The organism is Microbulbifer sp. 2205BS26-8 (assembly GCF_030731025.1).
Lineage (GTDB): Bacteria > Pseudomonadota > Gammaproteobacteria > Pseudomonadales > Cellvibrionaceae > Microbulbifer > Microbulbifer spongiae.
Genome location: NZ_JAVAMR010000004.1, coordinates 79,069 through 103,271, shown reverse-complemented (window position 1 = coordinate 103,271; position 24,203 = coordinate 79,069). Strand labels below are relative to the sequence as shown.

Below are 24,203 nucleotides of genomic sequence, written 5' to 3'. Positions count from 1 at the left end.
TCCTCTCAATACAGTTCAAGTCACATCCCGAGAAATTTTAACCCCGGCTAGCTTATTGACTGACAAGAAGCTTTATAGTAATAATTGCTGTAGAAAGTTTACCTTTGGAAGGTTGATTCATCCAAAAACATTTCACCGATACGGAACCTACGCGCCAAAGATAGAACATTTAAAAAGAAAAACAAGTTCATGTAAAAACCCCTGAGCCAACACAGGCAAAATGCACCACTGTCTCTGGCATTACCCCATAGAAATAACACCATACTGGAATCCTTCATGAAAAAAGCCTGCCTGCTTGCTACATTTTATTTCTTGATATCCTGCGCCTCTACCGAGTTGATTTCCGGTGCCGAACAAGTGCGCTTTACCAAAAGCATACCCGATGCGGATGAATACGAATATATTACTGATGTGTCCTGCAGTTATACGGGGAGCTTCAGCTCAATTTTGGAGATTATTAAAAGCTGCCGCAACGATATGAAAAATCAGGCTGCCCAGCAATCCGGCACCCTGGTATTTATTGAAAATGAGCAAATGGGATCAGGGAGTTGCTTAAAATGCATCTACATGGTTGGATCAGCGTACAGGAAAAAGCAACCCGGTCTCTAGCGATAAAACTCGTCAAGGTGTTCTTTCGGCAGTCAAAAAAATCAACAGCATTCTGACATAATGCCTGCGGATATTCACCGAGCGAACCAGAGCCCAGGAGAAGATCAGTAAAAAACGACTCACCTGTGCAAGCCTGACAAGGTAAGTGGGCTTCTGAATGGTAACCGTTAAATCAAACAGTTATACTCAAAGCCGGCCAGGGACAGCTGAAAGCGGCGAGGATGGCCCAATTAAAAAACCCTCAATCCCTAAAGGCACTCCAGACGGCCTCTGACCGGACCCGCTCACTGCCAGGCGGCAGCGTGGTTTTGTTGTCGGAACACTGCCGTGTACTCTGAAAGCTTGGGAAAGAAGATATGCAATTGACTCAGCCGCGTTTCGCGCTGAAGCTCCTGCTGTCAGCTTTTTTTCTGACCCCCGACTCCGCGCTTACGAACACTGAAGAGGGGTATATTGCCGGTCATGGCGCCTTAGAGGTTTTTAATGCTCCGGGATTTATGCTGACCCCGACTTGGGTACAGGTCTGGGTGTGCTTTCTGGCAATCACATTTATTGTAGGATTCTACTACGTCAGGAAACATCCGCTGGCCAGGTGGACCTCGGGTGGCTTTATCCTGTCAACGGCAGGCGGGTCTATGTCTTTTGCGCTGTTGGGACTGCCTTTCCTGGGCGGCTCCATCGCAATAATGCATATTCTCTGCTGGTTGCCGGGGCTGGTGCTTCTACTCATACACCGGCCATTTCTGGATACCAAGGAACCGGCCGGATTCCGAATCTGGGCGGGCACAATCACCGGGGTCATCCTGTTTTCTTTTATCTTTGATATCAGGGATGCAGCGATTTATATCGGTCATCTCAATGGTACGGGTTGAAAAATCCACACTCGGGATTCTTTAAAGACACGGACAATATCGGCCCGCTCTATATCCTTTGCAAGCGTTAGTTAGGGTCACTTTAAACCGGGCAATAATTAAACCGCGACGGATTGCAAAGTGTATTAAGGCTCCACCACCAGTACCCCCCGGTACATTTGCATCTGGCAGGTAAAAGGATACTCACCCGGCGCACTCGCTGGAATTTCTACGATAGTCTCCTTGTTGAGAGCCAGTTCCGCGCTGATTTCCAGGTCCGGGAAAAGCACCCACTCTGAACAGGGGCTGGGATCTTTGCGATAAAAATGCAAGGTGGTGGGGCGGTCTGCGGGTATACGGATACGATCCGGTTCATAGACACCGTCTTTGACCAGAATACACAGTTTCCCACCCCCGGCGACCCCTTTGCCCGCTTTATACTTTGGGCCCAGCCAGAACCACCAGATAATCCAGGCAATCAGCAAAAGGCCCGTGGCATTTACCAATAATACTTCCATCAATGTGGCTCCGAGGGTTTGAACAGGCGCAATCGATTGGCGTTTGTGACCACCGTGAGGGACGACAATGCCATCGCGGCTCCGGCAACGATCGGGCTGAGAAGCATGCCGGTGAGCGGATAAATAATACCGGCGGCAACGGGAATGCCGAGGGTATTATAAATAAATGCCCCAAACAGGTTCTGCTTGATATTGCGCAGAGTTGCTCGCGAGAGTTCCACCGCATTGGCCACCCCGTGCAGGGAAGAGCGCATCAGGGTGACATCGGCACTTTCGATGGCCACGTCGGTGCCGGCACCAATTGCAAAACCCACATCGGCGCGGGCCAGGGCCGGGGCATCGTTAATGCCGTCTCCCACCATCCCCACGCGGTCGCCGCCCTGTTGCAGCTGCGCAACAATCCGCTCCTTGTCTTCAGGCAAAAGCTCCGCATGCACCTTGTTAATTTTCAGGCGCTTGGCGACAGCCTCGGCACTGGCCCGGTTGTCGCCGGTCAACATTTCGATACGCAGGCCCAGTCTGCGCAGGCGCCCGATGGCTGCCTCAGCATCGTCCCGGACGGGATCGGCAACGGCGACCACCCCCTTCAACTCACCGTCCACGGCCGCGTATATGATGCTACGTCCGCCCTCTGCCAACTGGTCGGCACGAGCCTGCCAGGTGCCCATGGGAATGTTTTCCCGCTGTATTAATTTGGTGTTGCCCAGCACTACACGCCTGCCCGCAACGGTGCCGCTGACCCCATGGGCAGTGATTGCTTCGAAATCACTCAGTGGTTGCAGATCCAGCTTTCTCTTGTGGGCTTCACTGACGATGGCTTCTGCCAGAGGATGCTCAGAGCCCTGTTCCAGGCTTGCGAGCCACTGCAACAGGGCATCGCTGTCACCATCCGTCTCGATATCGGTCAGGCGGGGCGATCCCTCGGTGAGGGTTCCGGTTTTATCCACAACTAGCACATCCAGATTGCAGGATTGCTGCAGCGCCTTGCCATTGCGGACCAGCACACCGTATTCGGCCCCCTTGCCCACCCCCACCATAACCGACATCGGTGTGGCCAGCCCGAGCGCGCAGGGGCAGGCGATGATGAGCACAGAGGTGAGCACCACCAGCATATGTGCGGCGCGGGGTTCGGGGCCCGCATTGAACCAGATCAGTGCCGCCAGCACGGCGATCACCATGACAACCGGTACAAAGATCGCAGAAATCTTATCCGCCAGACGTGCAATGGGGACCCGGGAACCCTGGGCATTTTTGACCATCTCAATAATCTGCGCGAGACGGGTCTCGTCGCCGACCTTATCCGCGCGAAACAGCAGGCTGCCGTTCTTGTTCAGGGTGCCCGCTACCAGGCTGTCGCCGGTGCTTTTCTTTTCCGGCACCGGTTCCCCGGTGAGCATGGACTCGTCCACCCGGCTGCTTCCCTCGATCACCTCACCATCCACCGGGATTTTTTCCCCGGGGCGCACACGCAACCGGTCCCCCACCTGTACCTGCTCAATAGGAATATCCACCTCTTTGCCGTCGCGCAATACCCGCGCCGAGGTGTCCTGCAGTTGCAGTAACTTTTCCACCGCCGCATTGGTGCGCCCGCGGGCCCGTACTTCCAGGGCCTGCCCAAGGCTGATCAGGCCGATAATCATGGCACTGGCTTCAAAGTACACGTGGCGCGCCGACTCCGGCAGTAACTGGGGCAACACGACCACCCCCATGGAAAACAGCCAGGCCACACCGGTACCGAGCGCCACCAGAGTGTCCATTGTGGCACTGTGGTGGCGCAGCGCCTTCCAGGCACCACTGAAAAAATGCCCGCCACAAAAGATCAGCACCGCCAGAGTGATCAGCCCTATTGCACCCCAGACAAGCTGATCTGTGAGGGTATTCACCGATACCTTGTCGGTAATCAAACCCCAGGCCATGAGTGGCACACCCACAAGCAGGGCAAAAGCTGAGCGCCACAAAAGCTGGTGGTAGTGGTGCATCTCATCCTTGTGCTGTTGTGCGCGCAGCTCACGCTCGTTCTGTTTTGCAACCCCGGCGTCATAACCCGCCGAACGCACCGCCTCTATGCAGGCCTGGGCCTCGGCTTCACCGCACACGGTCAGTGTCTTTCCAGCAAGGTTGACGCGGGCATCGCGCACTCCCTGCACCCGCTGCAGGGCAGTTTCAATTTTGTGCACACAGCCGGCACACGTGACGCCATACAGGCGGAAGACTCTTGGTGCTGGCTGTTGCTCTTTGGTCATATTGCACTCCCGCCTGATCGTTTCCTGCGACAACCCGGTATCCTCACCCTTTGCGCAAAGTAGCCCTCTGCACCAGGGTTTTAGGTGCGTCGCTTCAAGCGACTTGGTCAGGCCCCGGAAAGCCCACTGAATTGCCCGGTTAATGGTAACACTGTGACCTCGCCCATAGTCAGCTTAGTGACCGCAGCAACTCTTCCGTGCCAGAACTACAGACCCGCCGCAATCGCTGCGCAAGCCCATCGCCGGAGTGTTATTATCACGCCATGAGACACCCCCTGCTCCCGGAAAGACCCCTCTGTATCTCCCCCGCCCTGGCGGCTACTGTCGGCCTCGAGGAAGCGGTATTGCTCACTGCGCTCAGCGACCTGCTCCCCTTCCTGCCCCAACAGCCTCACGGGGGGCGGGACTGGTATACGGCAGAGGGAGAACAACTGTACCTGCTGGTCCCCTTCTGGCAGGCAGCGGATATCCAGCGGGTGGCCACCAGCCTGCGCAACCAGGGGGCCCTGCTACTGGGCGCGGCCCCCTTCGGCAGCAGCGAGATCCTCAAGTTTGCCCTGCCCACAGAACAGAACCGCCCCGCCCCGGCGCCACAGGTACCCGCCAACCGCAGTGCCAACACCATTGCGCCCAACTGGCAACCCGACGCAGAGACCCTGTTGCGCATCGGCCAGTTGGGGATTCCGGAGCATTTTGTGCGTGAGCAATTACCGGAATTCGTCACTTACTGGCGCGAACGGGGCGAGTCCCGGCACTCTTTCGGCGCCCTTTTCCTGCGCCAGGTCAAGGGGAAATGGGAGACCTTTCGCGCTACCGCCCAGCGCAAGCGGGCCCTGCCCGACAGCTGGCAGCCAAACAGCGACACCCTGCGCAAATTGGCCGATGAAGGTGTCCCCAGCACCTTTGTCAACCGCGCTCTGCAACGTTTTCTGGATTACCACCGCTCCAGCGGCAAGCAATCCATTTCCTGGGACCTGGAATTCAATGACTGGGTCATGGAAGACTGGGAGAAACAGGAAACACCATTTATCGAAAAGCGCAAACCCACCGCCATGTGCCGCGACTGGCAACCGAGCGAGCACACCTGGGAGCAACTGCAACGCCTGGCCATCAATCCGCGTTTCTGTGCAGAATTACTGCCGGAATTTATCTATCAGTGGTTGGAGCGCGGCGGACACAGCGCGCGCTGGGGCGAATTGTTTATTGAATACGCCCGCGAGGAATGGGCCTATTACTGCCAGGGTATCGATAAGAACCCCGTCGCCAAACCCATTGCGCGCAACTGGCAGCCAGGGGACGACTGTCTCAATCACCTGGTGAACCAGTGCGAGATAGAGCGCGACTTTGCCCTGTCCCTGGTTGCGGAATTTATTATTTACTGGCGCGGCCAGAACGCCGCGCGCAAGAGCTGGGACGCCGTCTTTGTGCGTCACGCACGCCACCAATGGGCGGAGCGCAACAAGTTGGCAATTGGAGACTCCTATGGCAAGCGGCAAGACCCCCACAACAGCGCAAACCAGCGCACCCGCGACCGCCCAATCGGCGACATCCTCACAGACACAAACTGGTGATACCGGGGACCAGCTACTGCTGAATGAAAAGAAGCGTGCGATCAACGAGGTTTTCGCACTGTTCAAGCTGAACTACCACAACCAGTTCAGCGCGGCGTTTCCCGATACCGAAACGCTGCACCACGCCAAGCGCCTGTGGCTGGAGGCGCTCGCCGCTTTTGCCCCGCAGAAGATTATGCAAGGCGCGAAACGCGCTATTCTTCACAGTGAGTACCTTCCCACAATACACAAAATGCTGCTGCTGTGTACCGCTGGAGAAAGCGGATTTCCGGACACCCGCGCCGCCTATCGCGAAGCCTGCAACGCACCCAGCCCGAAAACCAACCACACCTGGAGCCACCCGGCGGTGTATTATGCAGGGCGCGAGGCCAATTGGTTTTTCCTCGCCAACAATCCGGAGTCAGTGGCCTATCCGGTCTTTGCCGACCACTACCGCAAACTCTGTGCGCGGGTACTGGAAGGGGAAAAGCTCACCACCCCGGAGCCCCTGAAGCTGGAACAGAACCCCGGCAAGCCACTGTCGAAACGGGAGAATGCCCGCAAGCTGGCCGAGCTGCGCAGGGAACTCGGGCTTTAACCCCCTTGCTCCGCGCCATCGGTCAAGCTGCCGGCATGTACCTTTGCGGTACCCCGGGAACAGGCAAACGCGACGGTTCAAACAGTCCTGAAGACGCACTGGATTGATTCTCTCCAGCCCTTCCCCGCACTGGCATACACCGCACCCGGGCACTGCAGAGCAACACGGTAGGGTAACCAGCTTCAGTGTTCGGAATCTGGCAGCTCCAGCGCTTTACGAATATCCTGCCAGGATACCAGTTTGAAATTCTGAGCCGCATCGGGCATACGGTTACGGCCGTCCTGAACAACCAACAACCCCTGGGGATATTCGGCACCCAGATTGGCGCTGGTCACTGCCAGGCCATCGGTTTCCGAGCTGGCATCTACACCGGCATGGAGATTCAGGCCCAGGCGGAAATTGCCAATAAACGCACTGCCATCGCGACTGTACAGTGCATAGCTGTCATTGCCCTGGCTGGAAACAACCAGGTAGCCGCTATCGCCCGCCCGGTATAATCCCAGGCCCTCTACATCGGCAACCAGGTGTTCACCGTCCGCTTCCGCCACCAACTGCGGTGGCGCACCACCGGCATCAAAGGCGCCCAGGTCCAGCCGCCATACCCCGAGGTCCTCCTCGCCAAAAAACAACCGTGCGTTTTCGTCGTCCACCACGCAGCCTTCCACCTGGCTGCCTACCTCCAGTTGAGCAATCTCGTGCAGTTGCCAGTTTCGACCTGCATCGGGCACCTGGATCTTCATCTGGTGCAGGGCTCCCGCTTTATCGGAAACCCAGGCCAGGAGATCATTGCCATCCCGATAAAGACAGAGGCCATAGGGATCCTGCAGGGTGACTGTGCGCAGACCCAGGTGTTCCACCTGCCCGTCTCTGCCAATGGCGAACAGATCGACGCCCGGTGTTGAGCGGTTGGATGCCGCGGCGAGGGCACGATAGCGGGGGTGCCTGATAGGGCGTATATCCACGTTGTTCACGCGCCCTACGGCAAAGTGCTGAACAAGCCCGCCGGATAAATCGTAGACATTCAGGCCCCTTTTTTTATCGGTGCCAAAAATCAGGCTGTTTTCCGGCGCTTCGGGGTTGACCCAGATTGCCGGATCATCGGCGGCATCTCCGGCGGATACAACGGGCTGTGTCTGGGCCCGAGCGGGAATACGCGCAACGGCAGCACTGGTTTCCGAGGGCGCTTCCCGCAGCCCCGATAGCGGCGGCGATACATCAAAATACAACAGGGCATCCCGGTCGCTGTCCAGCGTCAGCAGTGATCCATCCAACAGCGCCGGAGAAATCGGGTTGTGTGGTTGCGCAATGCGGAGACGCCACTGGGGCCCGCCTTGCGCGGCCTGCAGAGCATAGCGCTGTAATTGATCCCCTGCAGCCAGCCACACATGGCTGCCGGCAGGCTCTACCCACAAGCCGCCAAACTCCTCGCCAAGCTGCGCCGCCGTGATCAAAAACTTGCGCTCCTCATCCTTTTCAGCATCGGCATTCAGGGTGATCACCCCAAGGGGAGGCTGGGATACCAGTAAGCGCTGGGTAACCATATCCACCGCGCAGGCATTGACCTGCTCACCGAAGTACAAAGGGCGCACCTCAATCAATTTCCACTCTCGAGCACCGGGCTTGATCAGGTACTCGTGCCCAAGACCGTCTTCTCCGATCGCGAACAGATGGGTGTGATTGTTCTGGCGGGAAAAACACAGAGCACCTTGCGGGGGCAGGTCAGAGCGGCCGCCGAGGTATTGGATCTCCGGGCCTTCGCCGGGGGAGGGCTGGCGTATCCTGTACAGCCTTATTTGTGCCTGCGCATCGCTGTAGGCAGCCACCAGTACACTGCCATCTGCTTGTTCCTGTGCGGCTAGTTGTTCCAGGCTACCCGCTTGTGCCGCCAGGGTATCGCCACGTCCATCCAACAGCAGCAGCCCACGGCGCTCACTGGCTAAGAGAAGGCGTTGCCGGCCGTCAAGCCGTACCGGCACCATCTGCTCCGCCTCAATCGCACCGAGCGCAATTTCCTGCCTCGGCAGCTTTTTCTCCCCCTGTAAAGGGGTTTCGGGTGTACCGTCACAACCGCTCAAAAGAGCGCTCAGCAGTATACCTGCAGTACAAAAACACGTTCTTTTCATATCAGACATCAGATCAATAAAAGCGAAACAATAAAATCCCAACTGGCTCCCCCCACCAACGCAAGGCTCTCCCAGCACAAGCCGGCTTCAATCCTTGGCGATCGCTGTGATCGCCAGTGAAAATGCACCGGGACCTAAAAGCGACTGGCAGGCAGAACCCAAATTCCCTGTTGGATCAATAAAAACCGCTATAGCTGAGACCCAGGGCGTAGGTGGGGCCGTACTCGTCATACTGCCCGTTGAAACCACCATTGTGCACATAGTAAGGTTCATCGGTGAGATTCACTCCAGTGAAGGTCAGCTGCAAGCCATTTTCGAAACGATAGCGGGCGGAGAAATCCAGCTGCAGGTGATCGTCCTCATAGCGATCACCGGCTGCATCTTCAAGATCCACTTCCAACAGGCGTTCTCCGCGGAAAGCGGCGGACAAACGCAGACTAAATGCATCGCGCTCGTAGCCCACAACAAAATTACCCACCACATCTGCCTGGGAGGGCAGGGAGATGCTGTCATTGCGCTGTCTGTCTGCCCCCAGGCCGAGGCGCGCTTGAGAATCCGTTAAGGTAGCGTTGGCCCGCAGCAAAAAGCCATTGTCAAAGCCCCTGGTCCAGGCTAGCTCAACGCCGCCGATGCGGGCACTGTCGCCATTGATGGGCTGCAGAACTTCCGCTTCCTCAACCGGCAGAGTCCCCACATACTGACTGAAATCCGCCGTGCTGGACACATCGGACAGGACAATAAAATGGTCTATATGCTTGTGAAACAGACCTACAGAAAACATGCCCAACCTATCGGCGTAGTACTCGGCGGAGAAATCCAGATTGCGGGATTGGTAAGGTTGCAGGCCGGGATTGCCCGCTTCCACCTTCAACTCACCCTCATCGTACTCGATTTTGGCTGGGGAGGGGTTCAGATAGCCAAACGAGGGCCGCGACAGCGACTCGCTATAAGCCGCGCGAAGGACGATATTGTCGTTGTAATCGAACCTGAAATTGACACTGGGGAAAAACAATCCGTAATCGCGCTGGTAATCGACCGCACTGGCATACACTCCTTCGGCAATAGGCTCGGCCTGGGGAATGGGCTCCTCCGACTCGACCACCCGCACACCTTCAGCAGTGAAGTCTGTATACTCATAACGCACTCCGAAAACCCATTGGGATCGCTGCAAATCCACCGTATTCATGACATAGAGCGCACTGATATCCTCCCGCATGGTGTAATCGCGCGCTGAAGACAATGCAGTTTCGGCTTCATCCAGCTCAAAGTCGGCGAGATTGTTGTTGATAAAACGATTGAGGCTGCCGGCATTGATACCCGGACCAAATGTATCCAGATGGTAATCAATGTTGTTGCGGGCAAAGTCAGCCAGGGTGTAATCGCCTGCGAAACCTTCGTAGACAGTTGCGTTCAAATCCCCTTGCTTTTTCCGCTGGCGTTCGTGCAGGCCAAATTGTATGGTGGACGGATTACCGGCCCATTCAAATTCGCGACTAAAATCCAGGCGCAGGCTCAGTTCTCCGTCCTCGGTGTCATTGTCCTCAATGACCAGCTCATCCAGTTGGTAGCTGGCCGGGTCCAACACTTTTTCCAGCCCTTCACTGCCCACGGCCATACGCGGGGTTTTACCGGCCTCCACGTACCCCAGACGCAAGGGTTCCAGAACGAAAGTGCTATCGCGGCGATGGGGTTCGGTTTCCTCTGCGTGAGAGTACCCCAGGGCATAGGAGAAATTCCAAAGATCAAAATAGTGCTCGCCACCAAAAACCACAGAGAGAATTTCCTGTTGTTCCCGACGATCCTTGAGGGATTTTTCTAGCGCTGCCTCTTCCCACTCTGCCGAATTATCCGAGATACTTTCCGGCACATCCCGTTCCGCATCCAGTTTCCAGGAATTGCGCTGGCGGATCTCTTCATCTGCAAAGTCTGAATAGAGGCTGTGCAAGTAGAGGCTGGCATCGTTGCCGAGATCCAAATCAAAATTGGCCGCAATGCCGGTACGTTCACGTGTGATGGTGTAATCGCGCTGTTCAATCTCTCTAGCGCCAATACCGGTGCTGCCGTCCACTGCGGTAAAATGCTCCCAGCGGCCATCGGTTTCGATATTCTCCGAACCGAAATGGCGTTCCTGATGACTGGCGGCCAAGGCCATACCCAATCTTCTGTCACCGGACAAAGCAAATACATGGGTCATGCTCGCGGCAAGCTTGGGACTGTTTTCTTCCTGAAGACTGCTGTAGCTGTTCTCTGCACTGAATTTGTATTGGTTGTCATCGTAATCCAGGGCATTGAGGCTCTTGATCTCGATGGCCCCTCCAATCGAATCGGCGCTCATATCCGGGGTCAGGGTCTTGAAGACTTCCAGGCTGGCGAGCAGATCCGAGGGGATAACATCCAGGGCCACCGCACGACTGTCCGTTTCCGGTGCCGGCAGGCTTATCCCATTGATCGTTGAGGCATTCAGGTTGGGGTCTATTCCGCGCACACCCACAAAGCGCCCTTCGCCCTGGTCGCGGGCAATAAACACACCGGGCATTCTCTGCAGTGCCTCGGTCACATTGGCATCCGGCAGTTCCCCGATCGCATCGGAGGTCTGTACCGCCACCACTTTGTTGGCGTTGCGCTGGCGCTCCAGATCACTGCGTGCATTGCTGGCCTGGGCGGTGACCACTACCGTCTCCATGGCCTGTGGCTCGTCTTGCTGCGCAACCGCACCTGTTGTATGCATGGCCACAGCGAGCGCCATCAAAGGCATATTCAGCCGCCGCAAACACTGGCTGTTATCTTTCATCACATCCCCACTCCCGTTTTGCCGGTGGCGTCTTTTAGCGCAGCGCAGACTAAGTGGTGACTATGACTGTTGCGTGACGTTTTTTTTAAAATGTCATTAATCTTTCAAAATTGACCGCTAATCTCCCTATGGAAACCTGAAGCCTTTGTGGATCAGCTCTGGCCATGGCACGGGCACAACCGCCCGGTGTCCGGCCTGGCAAACCGTACCGCAGAGATTCACCAAGGCGGTTGATCGCACCTATCAACGCCCTCTACCGGAGCAGAATGTGAGCTACCATCCCAAACATCCCCCGCGACGTACCCTGCTGAAAGCCCTGGGTACCACAGCAGCTGCCGGGGCCGCCGGCAAACTCATGCTGTTGCCCGGCTGCAGCAGCGAGGAGAAAAAAAACCACAGGGAGAACCTTTCTTTTACGGAAATTCCCCACGCCCTGGATTCGCAACATCACCTGCCAGAGGGGTACCGCGCCGACCTGCTACTGCGCTGGGGCGACCCCATCACCGAGACGGATGTCCCTTTTCACCCGGAAAAGCTGGACAGCAAAAGCCAGCAGCAGCGCTTTGGCTACAACAATGACTTTATCGCTTTTATGCCCCTGGCCCCGAATGCCCCCCCGAACCGGGGGGATATGCACGTCCAGAGCCGCAACAGCGCGCGCGGGCTGTTGTGTGTGAACCACGAATACACCCAACCCCACCTGATGTTTTCCGGCTACAATGATGCATTCAGTGCCACTCGCGGTGTCAGTGGCGCCCATGTAGCGGTAGAGCAAGCCGCCTGTGGTCACTCGGTTGTGGAAATCGAACGCGGCCCGGATGGCTGGCAGATACACTTAGACAGCCCCTACAACCGGCGGATTACCGCAGCCACAGCGATGGAGATCCGCGGCCCGGCTGCCGGAGACAGGCGACTGCGCACGGCAGAAGACCCCACAGGCAGACGGGTGCTGGGCACCATCGGCAACTGCGCGGGCGGCAAAACCCCCTGGGGGACAGTACTGATCGCGGAAGAGGGATTTGGCAGTGCCTTTCAAGGGGACCCCGAAAAAATAGAAGACCCCCGCGAGGCGCGCAATCATCACAACTTTGGTATCACCCCCTCGAACCGCAACTGGGGGAACTATGATCGCCGCTTCGATATCCAGGTGGAGCCCAACGAACCCAACCGCTTTGGCTGGATGGTGGAATACGACCCTTACAATCCAGCATCCAGGCCGCGCAAGCTCACGGCCCTGGGGCGTTTTGAGCACGAGGGATTTACCTTGGTGTGTAAGCCTGGCCAGGCGGTGGTGGCCTACGGTGGCGACGATGACGAACACCAGTTCGTGTACCGCTTTATCTCCCGGGGCATCTATCGGCCCGAGGACAATGCCGGCAACAGGGAGCTGCTGACCGAAGGCACACTCTATGCTGCAAGGTTTGCAGACAATGGCCAGGGGGAATGGCTGGCTTTGCGCTACGGACAGGGGCCGCTCACGGAAGAGCACGGATTTCGCAACCAGGCCGATGTTCTGATCGACGCGCGCCGCGCCGCTGCTCTACTGGGCGCCACCCCCATGGATCGCCCCGAGGACGTGGAGACCAACCCTCATAATGACTGCACCTACGTGATGCTGACCAAAAACAAACAGCGCCGCAAAAGCGATATCGATGCCGCCAACCCCCGTGCGCACAACACCCGCGGCCACGTCCTGGAAATTGCACCGCCGGGCACCAGCGGCAACCGCGACCACACCAGCGATCACTTCCGGTGGCAGCTCTTTCTGCTCGGGGGTGATCCCAATGCCGGGGACCCCGCCGAGCGGGGTGCCTATGGCCAGCAGTCCAGTGACAGTATCTCCCCCCACGGCTGGTTTGCCAATCCGGACAATGTCGCCTTCGACCCCCGCGGCAATATGTGGATAGCCACCGATGGTTGCGAACGCTTCGGTTTTCACGACGGTCTCTGGGCCATGGCCACCGAGGGTCCCCTGCGCGCCGCGCCAAAGCACTTTTTCGGATGCCCCCAAGGTGCCGAAGTCTGCGGTCCGGAATTTACACCCGATGGCAAAACCCTGTTTGTATCTGTACAACACCCCGCGCAAGGGCGCAGTTCCACCTATGACAACCCCCTGCACCGCTGGCCAGATAACGACCCGAAACTGCCGCCACGCCCATCGGTACTGGCCATCTACCGGGTCGATGACAAGACAGTGGGCAGCTAAGACCCTGCTAAGGGCTAAGGGCTAAGGGCTAAGGGCTAAGGGCTAAGGGCTAAGGGCTAAGGGCTAAGGGCTAAGGGCTAAGGGCTAAGGGCTAAGGGCTAAGGGCTAAGGCAGTGAGTGTATGCACACGGGCGAGAGAATAAACGCGTTCGCGCAGGGCGCTTTTCCCACAGGACCAATCCCCGTGTTTACTGCTGGCCAGTCCAGTTCGCGAGAATGGTTGTTTGAGTCGGCAATGTACGACAGGTCCCGGAACCCGATGCACCGGCGCGCAGCCAACCGGGACCGGCCTGCAGATCAGATTGAGAAGAACTGCTGGATCCCAAGCAGTACGTTCGTTGTTGCCACCGAGGCCAAAACAAGCCCCATGACCCGACTGACAATACTGGCACCGGCAGGCCCAATAAAGCGGTATATCCATTTGGCCATCAATATAAGCACCAGCACGATCAGCAATACCGCCAGCATTGCCGACGCGGCTTTCAATTGATGCATCACATTGAAGCGGTAATTATCTGTCAGCACGACGGCGGCGAGCATTGCCCCCGGTGAGGCAATCGAGGGCACTGCCAGAGGGAATATGGCCGTTTCATGACCCTCCCGCACAAATTCCACCTCCTGTTCAGGCTTGCTGTCACCAAAAATCATAGTGAGGGCAAACAGGAACAGCACTGTGCCACCGGCAACCTCAAAAGCGGACAGCGGCACTCCCATGGCCTCCAGCAGAAACTGACCCACAACCAAAAAGAACAGCAGGATAGCGGTGGCAATCAGCACTGCCAGGCAGGCGATCCTGCGCTTTTTCCACTCCGCGTGACCGGCGGTAACCGCAATAAAGACCGGCAGTGTACCCACAGGGTCGATCACTGCGAAGAAAATGACAAAACAGTTGATCCAATCGTTCAATAATCACCCCGGTCAGCCGTGCTACTATCCTTGCGCACTCCAGCGCAGATCGCAGGCCGGCATCAGATCCTGAAGCGCAGCAGCACGAAATTGCGCCAGTAGAACAGAGGCGGCCACCACACCAATCCGAGAAAACGGGTTTGACTGCCGAATGGAAACCCTGTGCCCCAGAATCAAAGTCTAGTGTATGACTAACCACTCCCCGACCGCCCGCCGCATCGCGAAAACCATCCTGAATGGCTTCGATGCGTATTTTGCAGATTTTCAGAACATCACTCTGGGCGCCAAGGCGCGCTTCGAGACCGCCGCCTGGCAGGCGGTGCGCCAGGTCAGCAAAGCGCGCATTGACCTGTATAAAACCAAGGTCAACCAGGTGTTGAGACTGGTGCATTCCGTCACCAGCAAGGATACCAGCCAACTGGCGCTGTGGCGGGACGCCCGCGCCACCTATGCCCAATTGATCGCCAGTCACAGCAATTACGAAATCGCCGAGACCTTCTTTAACTCGGTCTTTTGCAGCCAGTTCGATCACGCCCATATTCACGACAGCAATATCTTCGTGAAACCCTCGCGCACCCCCGACGACAAGCCCCTCAGGGATTACAGCATCTATATCAGTTACAGTGCCCGCAATGGCCTCGAAAAGATGGTGGAGGAGATCCTCGGGGACTTCGGTTTCTCTGTCCCATGGGAGAATCTGCCCCGCGATGTGGAGAATATCTGTGCCGCCCTGCGCGCAGTGCCGCTGGCCAGCCTGGGGAGCGGCAAACAACTGCGTGTGGACATGCTGGAGTCGGTGTTCTATCGCAATAAAGCCGCCTACCTGGTCGGGCGTATGATCTTTCACGGTGAAGTGATGCCGATGATTCTGCCCTGTCTGAACAATGGCCGCGGCGGCATCTTTGTCGACACCCTGCTGCACAGTAACGATTCCGCAAGTATCATCTTCAGCTTTACCCGCTCCTACTTTATGGTGGACGCGCCCATTCCCTCCCGTTTCGTGCGCTTTCTCTCCACGATTATGCCTTTGAAAGAAAGGTCCGAATTGTATAATTCGATCGGCTTCCACAAACACGGCAAGACGGAGTTCTACCGGCATATTCTCGCCCACATGAAGGTGAGCAACGATCAATTTGTGATTGCGCCGGGCATTAAGGGCATGGTGATGAGTGTGTTTACCCTGCCCTCCTACCCGGTGGTATTTAAAGTCATCAAGGACCACTTTGACCGGCCCAAAACTGTCACTGAACAAATTGTCCGCGAAAAGTACAAATTTGTATCCCGCTCCGACCGGGTCGGGCGTATGGCAGACACCCAGGAATACACCAACTTTATTTTCTACCGCAATCGCTTCAGTGAGGCGTTGCTACAGGAACTACGGGATCTTGTGCCCTCAAAACTGTTGATCACCGACAAGTGGGTCATTATCAGGCACCTCTATGTGGAGCGCCGCATGGAGCCGCTCAACCTGTATTTGCAAAACGCCAGCGAAGAGGAAACCCGCGAAGCCATGGAGGAATACGGCAACGCCATCAAGCAATTGGCCGCCGCCAATATCTTCCCCGGGGATATGCTCCTAAAAAACTTTGGGGTCACCCGACACGGTCGTGTGGTTTTTTACGATTACGACGAGCTGTGCCCTCTGACCGAGTGCCACTTTCGCAAAATTCCCGAGGCGCGCACCGCCGAGCAGGAACTGGCGGACAAACCCTGGTACACCGTGGACGAAGCGGATGTGTTCCCCGAGGAATTCCGCCTGTTTTTCTCCGGCAATCCCACCGCGCGCGCTGCCTTCGAGGAGCTTCACAGCGACCTGTACGACTACCGTTACTGGAGACGGCTCCAGGATCGCATACACGCCGGCCATGTGGAGAGCGCATTCCCCTACCGGCGCAAGTGGCGCTTTCGCCGCCGCTCCCTGGCATCTGCAGGCAGACGGTAGCTGGGTAATAAATGACTATATTGGTAGGAGGTCTCCGCTACTTGAACAGGTGATGTGTGCGTATTCGTGCATGGGGTGCAAACCTTGTGGCCCTGGCCCTGCTATCTGCCAGCGGCTGCGGTTACTTCCCCAGCGAAATGGCCATTGCGGGCAAGGAGAAAGCACCCCCACCCCATGCGCGTATCACCGGCAAACCCCAGGTTGTCAGCTGTACCACTCCCGCACGGGGGTTCCCCCCCATTGCCTTTGACGATCTCTACCTCTTTACCGATAACCCGCGCAGACCTTTCCGGGAAAACCCCGGCCTGCCTGTGCAGTATGATGTCAACGCCTATGTGTGGGGGGGGGAGCGCTGTGCCCCGCAGGCTTTTTGCAACAACGGGGATTACTACTGGCTGGTCGGCAGTGGGCCCGGCAACGACTTCCAGGCCTGGGCGAGTACGCCGCACTATCCGCGCATGACCATTCAATCTCCCTGCAGCGGACAACTGCAGGTGGGGCAGCGCTACCGCTTCTCTTTCAGCCGCGGACAACTGGTGGGCTTTAGCCGGGACTAAGAGGCTCAGGCGGTGCTGTGCTGTTTCAGATAGCGATAAATCGCATCCTGGGCGCGACATCCCCGGCCTGTGTTATTGGCCAGGCGCCGGTTGCTCTGCCGCGCATCCAGAACCCGCGCTTTCTGGTTGTCACTCCATTGCAGCTCGAGGATTTTGCGCACCAGGCTGCGATGCGCGCTCTGGGTAATGGGAAAGGTCACCTCGACCCGGTGATCCAGATTGCGCGTCATCAGGTCCGCCGATGACATCCATATTAACTCCTCTCCCCCGTTGTGGAAAATATACACCCGCGCGTGCTCCAGGAATTTGTCCACCAGGCTGATCACCTGGATATTCTCCGAGAGCCCCGGGGTCTCGCAGACCAGCGCGCACATGCTGCGCACAATAATGCGAACCTTGACCCCGGCGGCGCCGGCGCGGTAGAGGCGCTCGACCATCTGGCTATCCACCAGGTTGTTGCATTTGAAAAACAGTTCGGCGCGGCGCCCCTGAGCGGCCGCCTCTATCTCTCTGTCGATCGCCTGCATCAGGGCCGCGCGATTCGTGAGCGGGGAAACCGCAATATGCTGAAATACCGGCCGGCGCCGGGTGGAGCGGATCAACTCAAACACGTTGTGCACATCCCGCCCCAGTGCCTGGTTGCTGGTGAGCAGGCTGAAATCACAGTAGATGCGCGCGGTATTTTCGTTGAAATTGCCTGTGCCCAAATGGCTGTAGTATCGCGTTTTCCCCTCTTCCCGCCGAATAATGGAGATCAGCTTGCAGTGCACCTTTAAGCCCGGCACCCCGTAGATCACTTCGACGCCGGCGTCGCGCAACTCCTCTGACCAGTGGATATTCGCCAACTCATCAAAACGTGCGCGCAATTCCACAACCGCAATGACCTTTTTGTTATTGCGCACCGCATTGACCAGTGCGGCAACCACCTGGGAATTTTTTGCCACCCGGTAGAGATTAATGCGAATTTCATGTACCAGTGGATCAATGGCGGCGGAGGCGAGTAAATTGGTGATGACGCGGAAGTCGTGATAGGGGTAGTAATAGAGACGGTCGGCACGGCGTATATGGGAGAAGGCGCTCTCGCCGCAGGGCAGGGTCGGCAATGGTACCAGAGGCTTGTAGTTGTGGCGGGCAGCACCTGCGGGAAATTTCATCAGATCCTTGGAATTGTGATAACGCCCCCCCGGTGTATAGGTATCATAGCGCCCCATCTTCAGTTTTTTCTTCACCAGGTTCAGCAGCGTTGGCGGCATGTCCGCATCGTAGGCCAGGCGCACAGGATCGGCCCGCCTGCGCCGCTTGAGGGATTTTTCCATGCGGTCCACAAGGTTCTGGGTGATCTGCTCGCCCAGTTCCAGCTCCGCATCCCGACTGATTTTGAACATATACGCACGCGCCGTGCGAATGGGCAGGACATCGCGAAATACCTCCACCAAACAAGCGCGAATAATATTGTCCAGTACGATATAGACCTGTTCGCGCTTGCCTTCGCGCGGGGGGATCAGGACGAAGCGAGACAGCGTATTGGTGGGAATCTCCATAGCCGCACAGGGCAGCGAACCGTCTTTCAATTGCAGCTGGATCGCAAAATAGATACGCGCTTCATTGAGCAGAGGCATGGTTTCGCGGTCATCAATAAAAAACGGCTCCAGTTCCGGCAGTACCTCCCGGTGAAAATAGTCCTCCACAAATGTTCGCTGCGGCTGCGTTAATTTGCTCTCTTTAACCAGATAAATATCCTGTTGGCCCAAGCCCGCCATGACCTTGGCGTAGGCGCGGGCATAGCGCCTCTGCAGGCGCAATACCCGCTCGTTTATCTGGCCCAGCAGCTTGGCAAAGTGTTTTTTCTGCGCCTCCCCTCTGGCAAAAGCCGCAAGTCGGCGCACATCCGCAACGCGCACGCGAAAAAATTCATCCAGGTTGTTGGAAAAAATCCCCAAAAAGCGCACCCGTTCGATAATGGGCACGCTTTCATCCTCCACTTCCTGCAGGACCCGCTCGTTGAAGGAGAGCCAGCTCAATTCTTTCGGGTAGAGGGGTATATCATTAGGCATGGGCAATCTGCGAAAATACCTTCGGCTTCCTGTGAAATGCCATCTGCCCCGGGGAAGTGGCAACCAGCTGCACTGCCCCCCAGATGCGGGGAATGCCGCAAAAGCGCGCCCCGGCTTCAAGGGCCGGGGACGCCTATCCTGATCACAGGATTATACCGCTAATAGTAGAGCAGATAACCGTCTCAATTCACAAGGGAGCCGGGATGCCGATGCAGACTCCGACAGAACGCTACGCCGCCCTCGACCTGGGTTCCAACAGCTTTCACCTGCTGCTGGCGGAATTCCGCGGTCAGCGCATGCTGCGCCTGCATACGGACCACGCCATGGTGCGCCTGGCCGAGGGCCTGGATGCAAAACGCCACCTGGACTCGGTGATTTCCGAGCGCGCCCTGGCTGCGCTCCAGCGCTTCCGGCCGGTACTGGAAAAGCTGCCCGCAGACCATATCCGCGTGGTGGGCACCAAGACGTTACGCGCCGCGGCGGCCAGTGCGGACACCTTTCTCGAAAAGGCGGAGTTCATCCTCGGTACACCGGTGGAAATTATCAGTGGCATCGAGGAGGCACGCCTGATTTATACCGGTGTGATGGCCGCTGCGGACGAGCCGCCCCGACCGCGTTGCATTATCGATATCGGCGGCGGCTCCACCGAGTTGGTGCGCGCCAGTGAAACGCCGGAGCAACTGCAGAGCCTGTATATGGGCTGTGTGGTTTACAGCAAGCGCTATTTTGCCGACGGCATTATTGGCAGGTGCACCGTCAACCATTTTCACCGGGCACAGCGGGCGGCGCGCGCGAAATTGCAGGAATTGCAACACATGGCCGCAGAAGCCGAAGTGATTGGCTGCTCCGGCACCGTCAAAGCGGTATCCCGGGTACTCAACGGCGGCGAGGTGGCGGATATCAAACGCGGGGATATCGACCAGTTGGCAAGCACGGTCGCTGCGGCAGAACATATCGCAGAGTTGGACCTGCCCCACCTGGAAGAGGAGCGACGCCCGGTCTTTGCCGCCGGCCTGGCGATACTCCACGCCATTTTCTGCGAACTGGACATACAGCGCATGGCGGTCTCTCCCTATGGGATCCGCGAAGGCATCGTGTACGACCTGGCCGGACGGCTGCACGGCGGGGACCGTCGCTTCGAGACCGTGAGGGCGATGATGCAGCGCTGGCAGGTGCACACCAACCAGGTCCGGCGTGTCAGTGATACCGCCCTCAAGCTGCTGCAGCAGTTGCGCCCGACCTGCCCACGGGAGGACAGGCAGCGGCTGCGCTGGGCCATTCAATTACACGAACTGGGCCTGGCACTGACCCACAGCAACTTCCGCAAGCTGGGCGCCTATATGATCAAACACGCCGATATGGCGGGTTTTTCCAAAAGCGAACAGGAACACCTGGCCTACCTGGTGCGCAACCAGCGCGGTCGTATCAAAAAACCCAGGGAACACTACGGTTTCCACCCCAATCCGGATCTGCTGCTGTGCCTGCGTCTGGGCTGTATCATCCACCGCGACCGCAGCGAGCGCTCGCTGCAGGGCATCAACCTGGCCCGCCAGGGAGACGCCTACCGCCTGCAGGTTGAACGCCAGTGGCTGGACGCCAGCCCAGCCATTGAGGAACTGCTTTACCAGGAGGAGCAGCACTGGCAGTCGCAACCCCACCCGCTGCGTCTGCTGGCCGTATGACTTTCCCCATGCCTGAGTCTCCGCGTACCCTGCGCAGCGGGCCCCGTATCACTTTCCACCCTACACTCAGTCACTATGAAACTCAGCGAAGTTACCCTCAGCCACCATTACGCCGATCTGGGTGATGCCTTTGGCACCCCGATCGAGCCCACGCCGTTCAGACATCCCCGCTTGATCGACACCAATCCCGCCGTGCTGTCGCTGCTGGGCATCGATCCCGAAGAGGCCACAAACCCCGCCTGGGCCCAGTTGGGATCGGGGGCCAGGCTGTTCAAGGGCAGCCGCCCCTTCGCGATGAAATACGCCGGTCACCAGTTTGGGGTCTACAACCCGGACCTGGGGGATGGCCGCGCGCTGCTGCTGGGTGAGATCGAACAGGCCGGGCGGCGCTGGGAGCTGCACCTGAAAGGCGCCGGACTGACCCCCTACTCCCGCTTTGGCGACGGCCGCGCGGTGCTGCGCTCCACCCTGCGGGAGTACCTGGCGGGGGAGGCCCTGAGCGGGCTGGGCATCCGCTCCACCCGTGCCCTGTGCATCGTCGGCAGCGACGAGCCGGTCACGCGCGAGCAGATCGAGCAGGGCGCGATGTTGATTCGTGTGGCCGAGAGTCACGTGCGCTTCGGCCACTTCGAGTACCTGTTTTACACCAAGCAACTGCAGGCCCTGCAAAAGCTGATCGGCGAGATCTGCAGGCGCTTTGTCGCGGATTCCGAGGGGCTCAGCGCGGGCGGGCAGGCCGAGGCGCTGCTGCGCTTCACGACCAGACGCAGCGCGGAACTGGTGGCGGGCTGGCAGGCGGAGGGCTTTGCCCACGGCGTACTCAACACCGACAACATGTCGATTATCGGCGATACCTTCGACTACGGCCCCTACGCTTTCCTGGACGATTACGATCCCGCGTATATCTGCAATCACTCGGACCACACCGGTCGCTACGCCTTCGCACAGCAGCCCGGAGTGGTGTTGTGGAACCTGAACGCCCTGGCCCATGCCCTCTCCGGTGTTGTGGAGGTGGACACCCTGCGCGACTGTCTGGAACAGTTTCAGCCCATGGTCACCGACGCCTACGCCGCGCGTATGCGCGCCAAACTGGGCCTGGCCACCGAGGAGGAGAGCGACCACAAACTGTGTGCGGCGCTGCTGCAGTTACTGCAGCACAGCGGGACCGACTACGCCCTGTTTTTTCGCACCCTGTCCCGCTACCGCGGTGAGAGGCCAGCCTCGGCGCTGCACGAGCGGATCCCCCCCGCGCAGCACAGCGAACTGACACAGTGGCTGGAGCACTACGACAGCCGTCTGGCGCGGGAAAACAGCGACGCCGGCAGGCGCAGCCTCGCCATGCTAGAAGCGAACCCAAAGTACACTCTGCGCAATTATTTGGCACAGAAGGTCATCGAGGCTGCCGAAAAGGGCGACTATCATCCCTTGCGGATCTTGCGCCGGCTGCTGCAGTCCCCCTTCGAGGAGCACCCGCAGCACGAGGTCTGGGCCATTGCCCCCCCGGAGTCCGCCAAGCGCATCCCCCTCAGCTGCTCTTCCTGAGGCGCAGTGACCGAGATGCTACCGGGGTAGGACCGCCGCAGGCCGGTTTTCTGCGGATCCCTGTTGTGGGTGACAGCCCGCCGGTATCGCAGGGTATGAATTTTTATAATATCCTGGTCACAAATAAATAGAGGAACAACAACCGATGATTAAAAACCTGCTGTTGGTTACCCTCGGCCTTTTGATCGCCCTGCAGGCCAGTGCCGCAGACGTTGTGGGCCAGTGGCGCACCATCGACGATGAAACCGGCCAGCCCAAGTCCATTGTGGAAATCTACGAAAAGGGTGGCAAATACTACGGCAAAATCGCAACGCTTCTCTCCAGGCCCAGTGACACCATCTGTGAAAAATGCCCCGGCGACCTGAAAGGCAAACCGCTTGTGGGCATGGATGTGATTACCGGGATGGTGAAGAAGGGGGACAAATACTCGGGCGGGGAGATTATGGACCCCACCAAGGGCAAAGTGTACGACTGCAAGTTCTGGCTCGAGGGCGACAATACGCTCAAGCTGCGCGGTTACCTGGGGTTCTTCTACCGCACCCAGACCTGGCAGCGGGTGCAGTAAGCCCCAAGCGGTACAGATCCGCGTCCAGGGGCGGGCCGCCGGCTGCGGGAAACGCCGCTACAGGCAGGATCACCCTACAGGACTACCCTGCCGCGCGCGCCGCTGGAGGCCCGCGCCGCTATAACCTTGTCGTCCTCGCCGGTATCAATCCGCACCTCGGCGCTCATGCCTGCGCGCAGAACCGGTGCATCCTTGAGCGGGTAGAGACGCAGCCGCACCGGCACCCGCTGCACGACCCCCTCCCGGCGGCTACTGGCATCTTGCCCGGGTAACGGGGTGAATTCGCTGCTGCTTGCGGGGCTCATACTGTCCACCTGGGCCTGCCAGCGGAAATCCGGATAGGCCGCCAGGGTAACCTCTGCCTGCTGGCCTACACGCACACGGCCCAGCGCGGTTTCCTCCAGCTCCGCCTCCACCCACAGATCGCTGGAATCGATCATGTCCAGCAGGCGGGTGCCGACCGTGGCCATTTCCCCCACCTGGGGCAGGGTATTGGCAATAGTGCCGTCCGCCGGGGCGATTATTCGGGTGCGCGATAACTGGAAGCGGGCCCTGTCCAGTTGCGCCTGGGCCACTTTCAGATCGGCCTGCTCCTCCAAAGCGATATCCGGATCACCGCCCAGTTTTGCGCGCAGGCTGGAGAGCTTCTCGGCATTGATCGCAATCTGCGCCCCGGCCTGCTCCAGCTGCTGACGCGCACTGTCCAGTTCCGCCTCGGAAAAAACCATCTGGCCGAGCTTTTCATTGCGCGCCAATTGGCGCCGGTAGAATTCTGCATCTTTGCGCGCCTGCTGCAGGGCTGCATCGGCTTCGGCATACTCGGCGCGGCGCGCCAGCAGCCCGTTGCGCACCTGGGCCAGGTGCGCCTCCGCTTCCGCCACGGCCAGTTCAAAGGCGGTGCGATCTATCTGGATCAGCAACTGTCCCTGGTGCACCGGCTGGTTGGCGCGTACCAGCACCCGGGTGATGACACCGCTCACCTCCGGAGCCAGGGAAACCTTATCGGCTTTGACGAAGGCATATTCGGCCTCCACCAGATGGGTTCCGCCAAACAGGCGCCAGCCGGCTGCCAGGATAACCACCGCCAGCACCAGGCCCAGTTTGCGCAAGGCCACAGGGCCCAGTTTTAAGTGCCGCTTGTCCGTCACATTCACTCTCTTCGGGTGTCAGGTTTCTGTGCAGCCGCTGCCATGGCCACTGACACGGTTGTCGCTCTCAAAGCAAAACCCCACCAGCGCCTGCGGGCGGGTCTGCTGCGCCCGCTTTTTTCTCCGGTTCACATCGGTATCGGAGCTCGGCTCTTTGACGGGATGGATACTACGGTGCGGTGACCGGCACATGGCCCAGGGCAGCCAGACACGGAGCCCGGCCACAACCCCGTTTGCTGGCGCGTTCTACCTCTTTAGGGGCCCCATTATAGGCCTGATGAATATTTCATCAATGTACAGGGGAATGGTGGTGTGGCG

General features: G+C 58.3%; 18 protein-coding genes. 10 read left to right on the top strand and 8 right to left on the bottom strand.

Annotation, left to right across the window (positions count from 1 at the left end; all coding sequences use genetic code 11):
* The first annotated feature begins 276 nt into the window (after window positions 1–276).
* Both Q5Y71_RS02455 and Q5Y71_RS02450 read left to right on the top strand, forming a co-directional pair.
* Window positions 277–609, top strand: coding sequence for a hypothetical protein (locus Q5Y71_RS02455; RefSeq protein ID WP_301416563.1), 333 nt, complete (start codon window positions 277–279; stop codon window positions 607–609).
* Window positions 610–965: 356 nt separating this feature from the next.
* Window positions 966–1,481 carry a hypothetical protein gene (locus Q5Y71_RS02450; protein WP_306039773.1) on the top strand — a complete coding sequence of 172 codons (516 nt, stop codon included), beginning with the start codon at window positions 966–968 and terminating at the stop codon, window positions 1,479–1,481.
* Window positions 1,482–1,606: 125 nt separating this feature from the next.
* Here Q5Y71_RS02450 and Q5Y71_RS02445 read toward each other — a convergent pair whose 3' ends face one another.
* Complete coding sequence (locus Q5Y71_RS02445) at window positions 1,607–1,978, bottom strand: cupredoxin domain-containing protein (protein ID WP_306039771.1); 372 nt, start codon at window positions 1,976–1,978, stop codon at window positions 1,607–1,609.
* Window positions 1,978–4,221 (bottom strand): heavy metal translocating P-type ATPase, encoded by a 2,244-nt coding sequence (locus Q5Y71_RS02440; protein ID WP_306039769.1) that lies wholly within the window; start codon window positions 4,219–4,221, stop codon window positions 1,978–1,980. The genes Q5Y71_RS02445 and Q5Y71_RS02440 overlap by 1 nt, the downstream gene beginning before the upstream one ends.
* A 197-nt stretch (window positions 4,222–4,418) precedes the next feature.
* Between Q5Y71_RS02440 and Q5Y71_RS02435 the strand changes: the two genes are divergently transcribed.
* Window positions 4,419–5,792, top strand: coding sequence for a DnaT-like ssDNA-binding domain-containing protein (locus tag Q5Y71_RS02435; RefSeq protein WP_306039767.1), 1,374 nt, complete (start codon window positions 4,419–4,421; stop codon window positions 5,790–5,792).
* Window positions 5,704–6,369 carry a replication protein P gene (locus Q5Y71_RS02430; protein ID WP_306039765.1) on the top strand — a complete coding sequence of 222 codons (666 nt, stop codon included), beginning with the start codon at window positions 5,704–5,706 and terminating at the stop codon, window positions 6,367–6,369. The genes Q5Y71_RS02435 and Q5Y71_RS02430 overlap by 89 nt, the downstream gene beginning before the upstream one ends.
* Window positions 6,370–6,551: 182 nt before the next feature.
* Here the strand turns inward: Q5Y71_RS02430 and Q5Y71_RS02425 are convergent, their stop codons facing one another.
* On the bottom strand, window positions 6,552–8,492 hold the full coding sequence (locus tag Q5Y71_RS02425) for a phytase (protein WP_306039763.1): 1,941 nt from the start codon (window positions 8,490–8,492) through the stop codon (window positions 6,552–6,554).
* A 175-nt stretch (window positions 8,493–8,667) separates the two neighbouring features.
* A complete protein-coding gene (locus Q5Y71_RS02420; RefSeq protein ID WP_306039761.1) occupies window positions 8,668–11,283 on the bottom strand; it encodes a TonB-dependent receptor in 2,616 nt (871 codons plus the stop codon).
* A 268-nt stretch (window positions 11,284–11,551) separates the two neighbouring features.
* Here Q5Y71_RS02420 and Q5Y71_RS02415 point away from each other — a divergent pair, with 268 nt between their 5' ends.
* Window positions 11,552–13,489, top strand: a complete 1,938-nt coding sequence (locus Q5Y71_RS02415; RefSeq protein WP_306039759.1) for a PhoX family phosphatase — start codon at window positions 11,552–11,554, stop codon at window positions 13,487–13,489.
* 297 nt (window positions 13,490–13,786) lie between these two features.
* On the opposite strand, the gene Q5Y71_RS02410 is transcribed toward Q5Y71_RS02415, so the two are convergent.
* Window positions 13,787–14,395 (bottom strand): MarC family protein, encoded by a 609-nt coding sequence (locus Q5Y71_RS02410; protein WP_306039757.1) that lies wholly within the window; start codon window positions 14,393–14,395, stop codon window positions 13,787–13,789.
* Window positions 14,396–14,582: 187 nt separating this feature from the next.
* Here Q5Y71_RS02410 and aceK point away from each other — a divergent pair, with 187 nt between their 5' ends.
* Entirely contained in the window at window positions 14,583–16,337 is a 1,755-nt protein-coding gene (aceK, locus tag Q5Y71_RS02405; RefSeq protein WP_306039755.1) for a bifunctional isocitrate dehydrogenase kinase/phosphatase, read from the top strand.
* Window positions 16,338–16,393: 56 nt separating this feature from the next.
* On the top strand, window positions 16,394–16,894 hold the full coding sequence (locus Q5Y71_RS02400; RefSeq protein WP_301416549.1) for a hypothetical protein: 501 nt from the start codon (window positions 16,394–16,396) through the stop codon (window positions 16,892–16,894).
* 5 nt (window positions 16,895–16,899) lie between these two features.
* Here the strand turns inward: Q5Y71_RS02400 and ppk1 are convergent, their stop codons facing one another.
* Window positions 16,900–18,948 (bottom strand): polyphosphate kinase 1, encoded by a 2,049-nt coding sequence (gene ppk1 / locus Q5Y71_RS02395; protein ID WP_306039753.1) that lies wholly within the window; start codon window positions 18,946–18,948, stop codon window positions 16,900–16,902.
* A gap of 203 nt (window positions 18,949–19,151) precedes the next feature.
* Between ppk1 and Q5Y71_RS02390 the strand changes: the two genes are divergently transcribed.
* The 3 genes from Q5Y71_RS02390 (at window position 19,152) to Q5Y71_RS02380 (ending at window position 22,737) form a co-directional block, all read left to right on the top strand.
* Window positions 19,152–20,630: a Ppx/GppA phosphatase family protein gene (locus tag Q5Y71_RS02390; RefSeq protein ID WP_306039752.1), complete on the top strand. Its 1,479-nt coding sequence runs from the start codon at window positions 19,152–19,154 to the stop codon at window positions 20,628–20,630.
* A 75-nt stretch (window positions 20,631–20,705) separates the two neighbouring features.
* Window positions 20,706–22,172 carry a YdiU family protein gene (locus Q5Y71_RS02385; RefSeq protein ID WP_306039750.1) on the top strand — a complete coding sequence of 489 codons (1,467 nt, stop codon included), beginning with the start codon at window positions 20,706–20,708 and terminating at the stop codon, window positions 22,170–22,172.
* A gap of 145 nt (window positions 22,173–22,317) precedes the next feature.
* Entirely contained in the window at window positions 22,318–22,737 is a 420-nt protein-coding gene (locus Q5Y71_RS02380; RefSeq protein WP_306039748.1) for a DUF2147 domain-containing protein, read from the top strand.
* A 74-nt stretch (window positions 22,738–22,811) separates the two neighbouring features.
* On the opposite strand, the gene Q5Y71_RS02375 is transcribed toward Q5Y71_RS02380, so the two are convergent.
* Window positions 22,812–23,885 carry an HlyD family secretion protein gene (locus tag Q5Y71_RS02375; protein WP_306039746.1) on the bottom strand — a complete coding sequence of 358 codons (1,074 nt, stop codon included), beginning with the start codon at window positions 23,883–23,885 and terminating at the stop codon, window positions 22,812–22,814.
* 18 nt (window positions 23,886–23,903) lie between these two features.
* Window positions 23,904–24,110 (bottom strand): hypothetical protein, encoded by a 207-nt coding sequence (locus Q5Y71_RS02370; protein ID WP_306039744.1) that lies wholly within the window; start codon window positions 24,108–24,110, stop codon window positions 23,904–23,906.
* Window positions 24,111–24,203: the final 93 nt, after the last annotated feature.

Excerpts from the sequence above, each read along its gene's own strand:
- Q5Y71_RS02455 (WP_301416563.1), top strand. The coding sequence starts at position 277 with ATGAAAAAAGCCTGCCTGCTTGCTACATTTTATTTCTTGATATCCTGC.
- Q5Y71_RS02450 (WP_306039773.1), top strand. The coding sequence starts at position 966 with ATGCAATTGACTCAGCCGCGTTTCGCGCTGAAGCTCCTGCTGTCAGCT.
- Q5Y71_RS02445 (WP_306039771.1), bottom strand. The coding sequence starts at position 1,978 with ATGGAAGTATTATTGGTAAATGCCACGGGCCTTTTGCTGATTGCCTGG.
- Q5Y71_RS02440 (WP_306039769.1), bottom strand. The coding sequence starts at position 4,221 with ATGACCAAAGAGCAACAGCCAGCACCAAGAGTCTTCCGCCTGTATGGC.
- Q5Y71_RS02430 (WP_306039765.1), top strand. The coding sequence starts at position 5,704 with ATGGCAAGCGGCAAGACCCCCACAACAGCGCAAACCAGCGCACCCGCG.
- Q5Y71_RS02425 (WP_306039763.1), bottom strand. The coding sequence starts at position 8,492 with ATGAAAAGAACGTGTTTTTGTACTGCAGGTATACTGCTGAGCGCTCTT.
- Q5Y71_RS02420 (WP_306039761.1), bottom strand. The coding sequence starts at position 11,283 with ATGAAAGATAACAGCCAGTGTTTGCGGCGGCTGAATATGCCTTTGATG.
- aceK (WP_306039755.1), top strand. The coding sequence starts at position 14,583 with ATGACTAACCACTCCCCGACCGCCCGCCGCATCGCGAAAACCATCCTG.
- ppk1 (WP_306039753.1), bottom strand. The coding sequence starts at position 18,948 with ATGCCTAATGATATACCCCTCTACCCGAAAGAATTGAGCTGGCTCTCC.
- Q5Y71_RS02390 (WP_306039752.1), top strand. The coding sequence starts at position 19,152 with ATGCCGATGCAGACTCCGACAGAACGCTACGCCGCCCTCGACCTGGGT.
- Q5Y71_RS02385 (WP_306039750.1), top strand. The coding sequence starts at position 20,706 with ATGAAACTCAGCGAAGTTACCCTCAGCCACCATTACGCCGATCTGGGT.
- Q5Y71_RS02380 (WP_306039748.1), top strand. The coding sequence starts at position 22,318 with ATGATTAAAAACCTGCTGTTGGTTACCCTCGGCCTTTTGATCGCCCTG.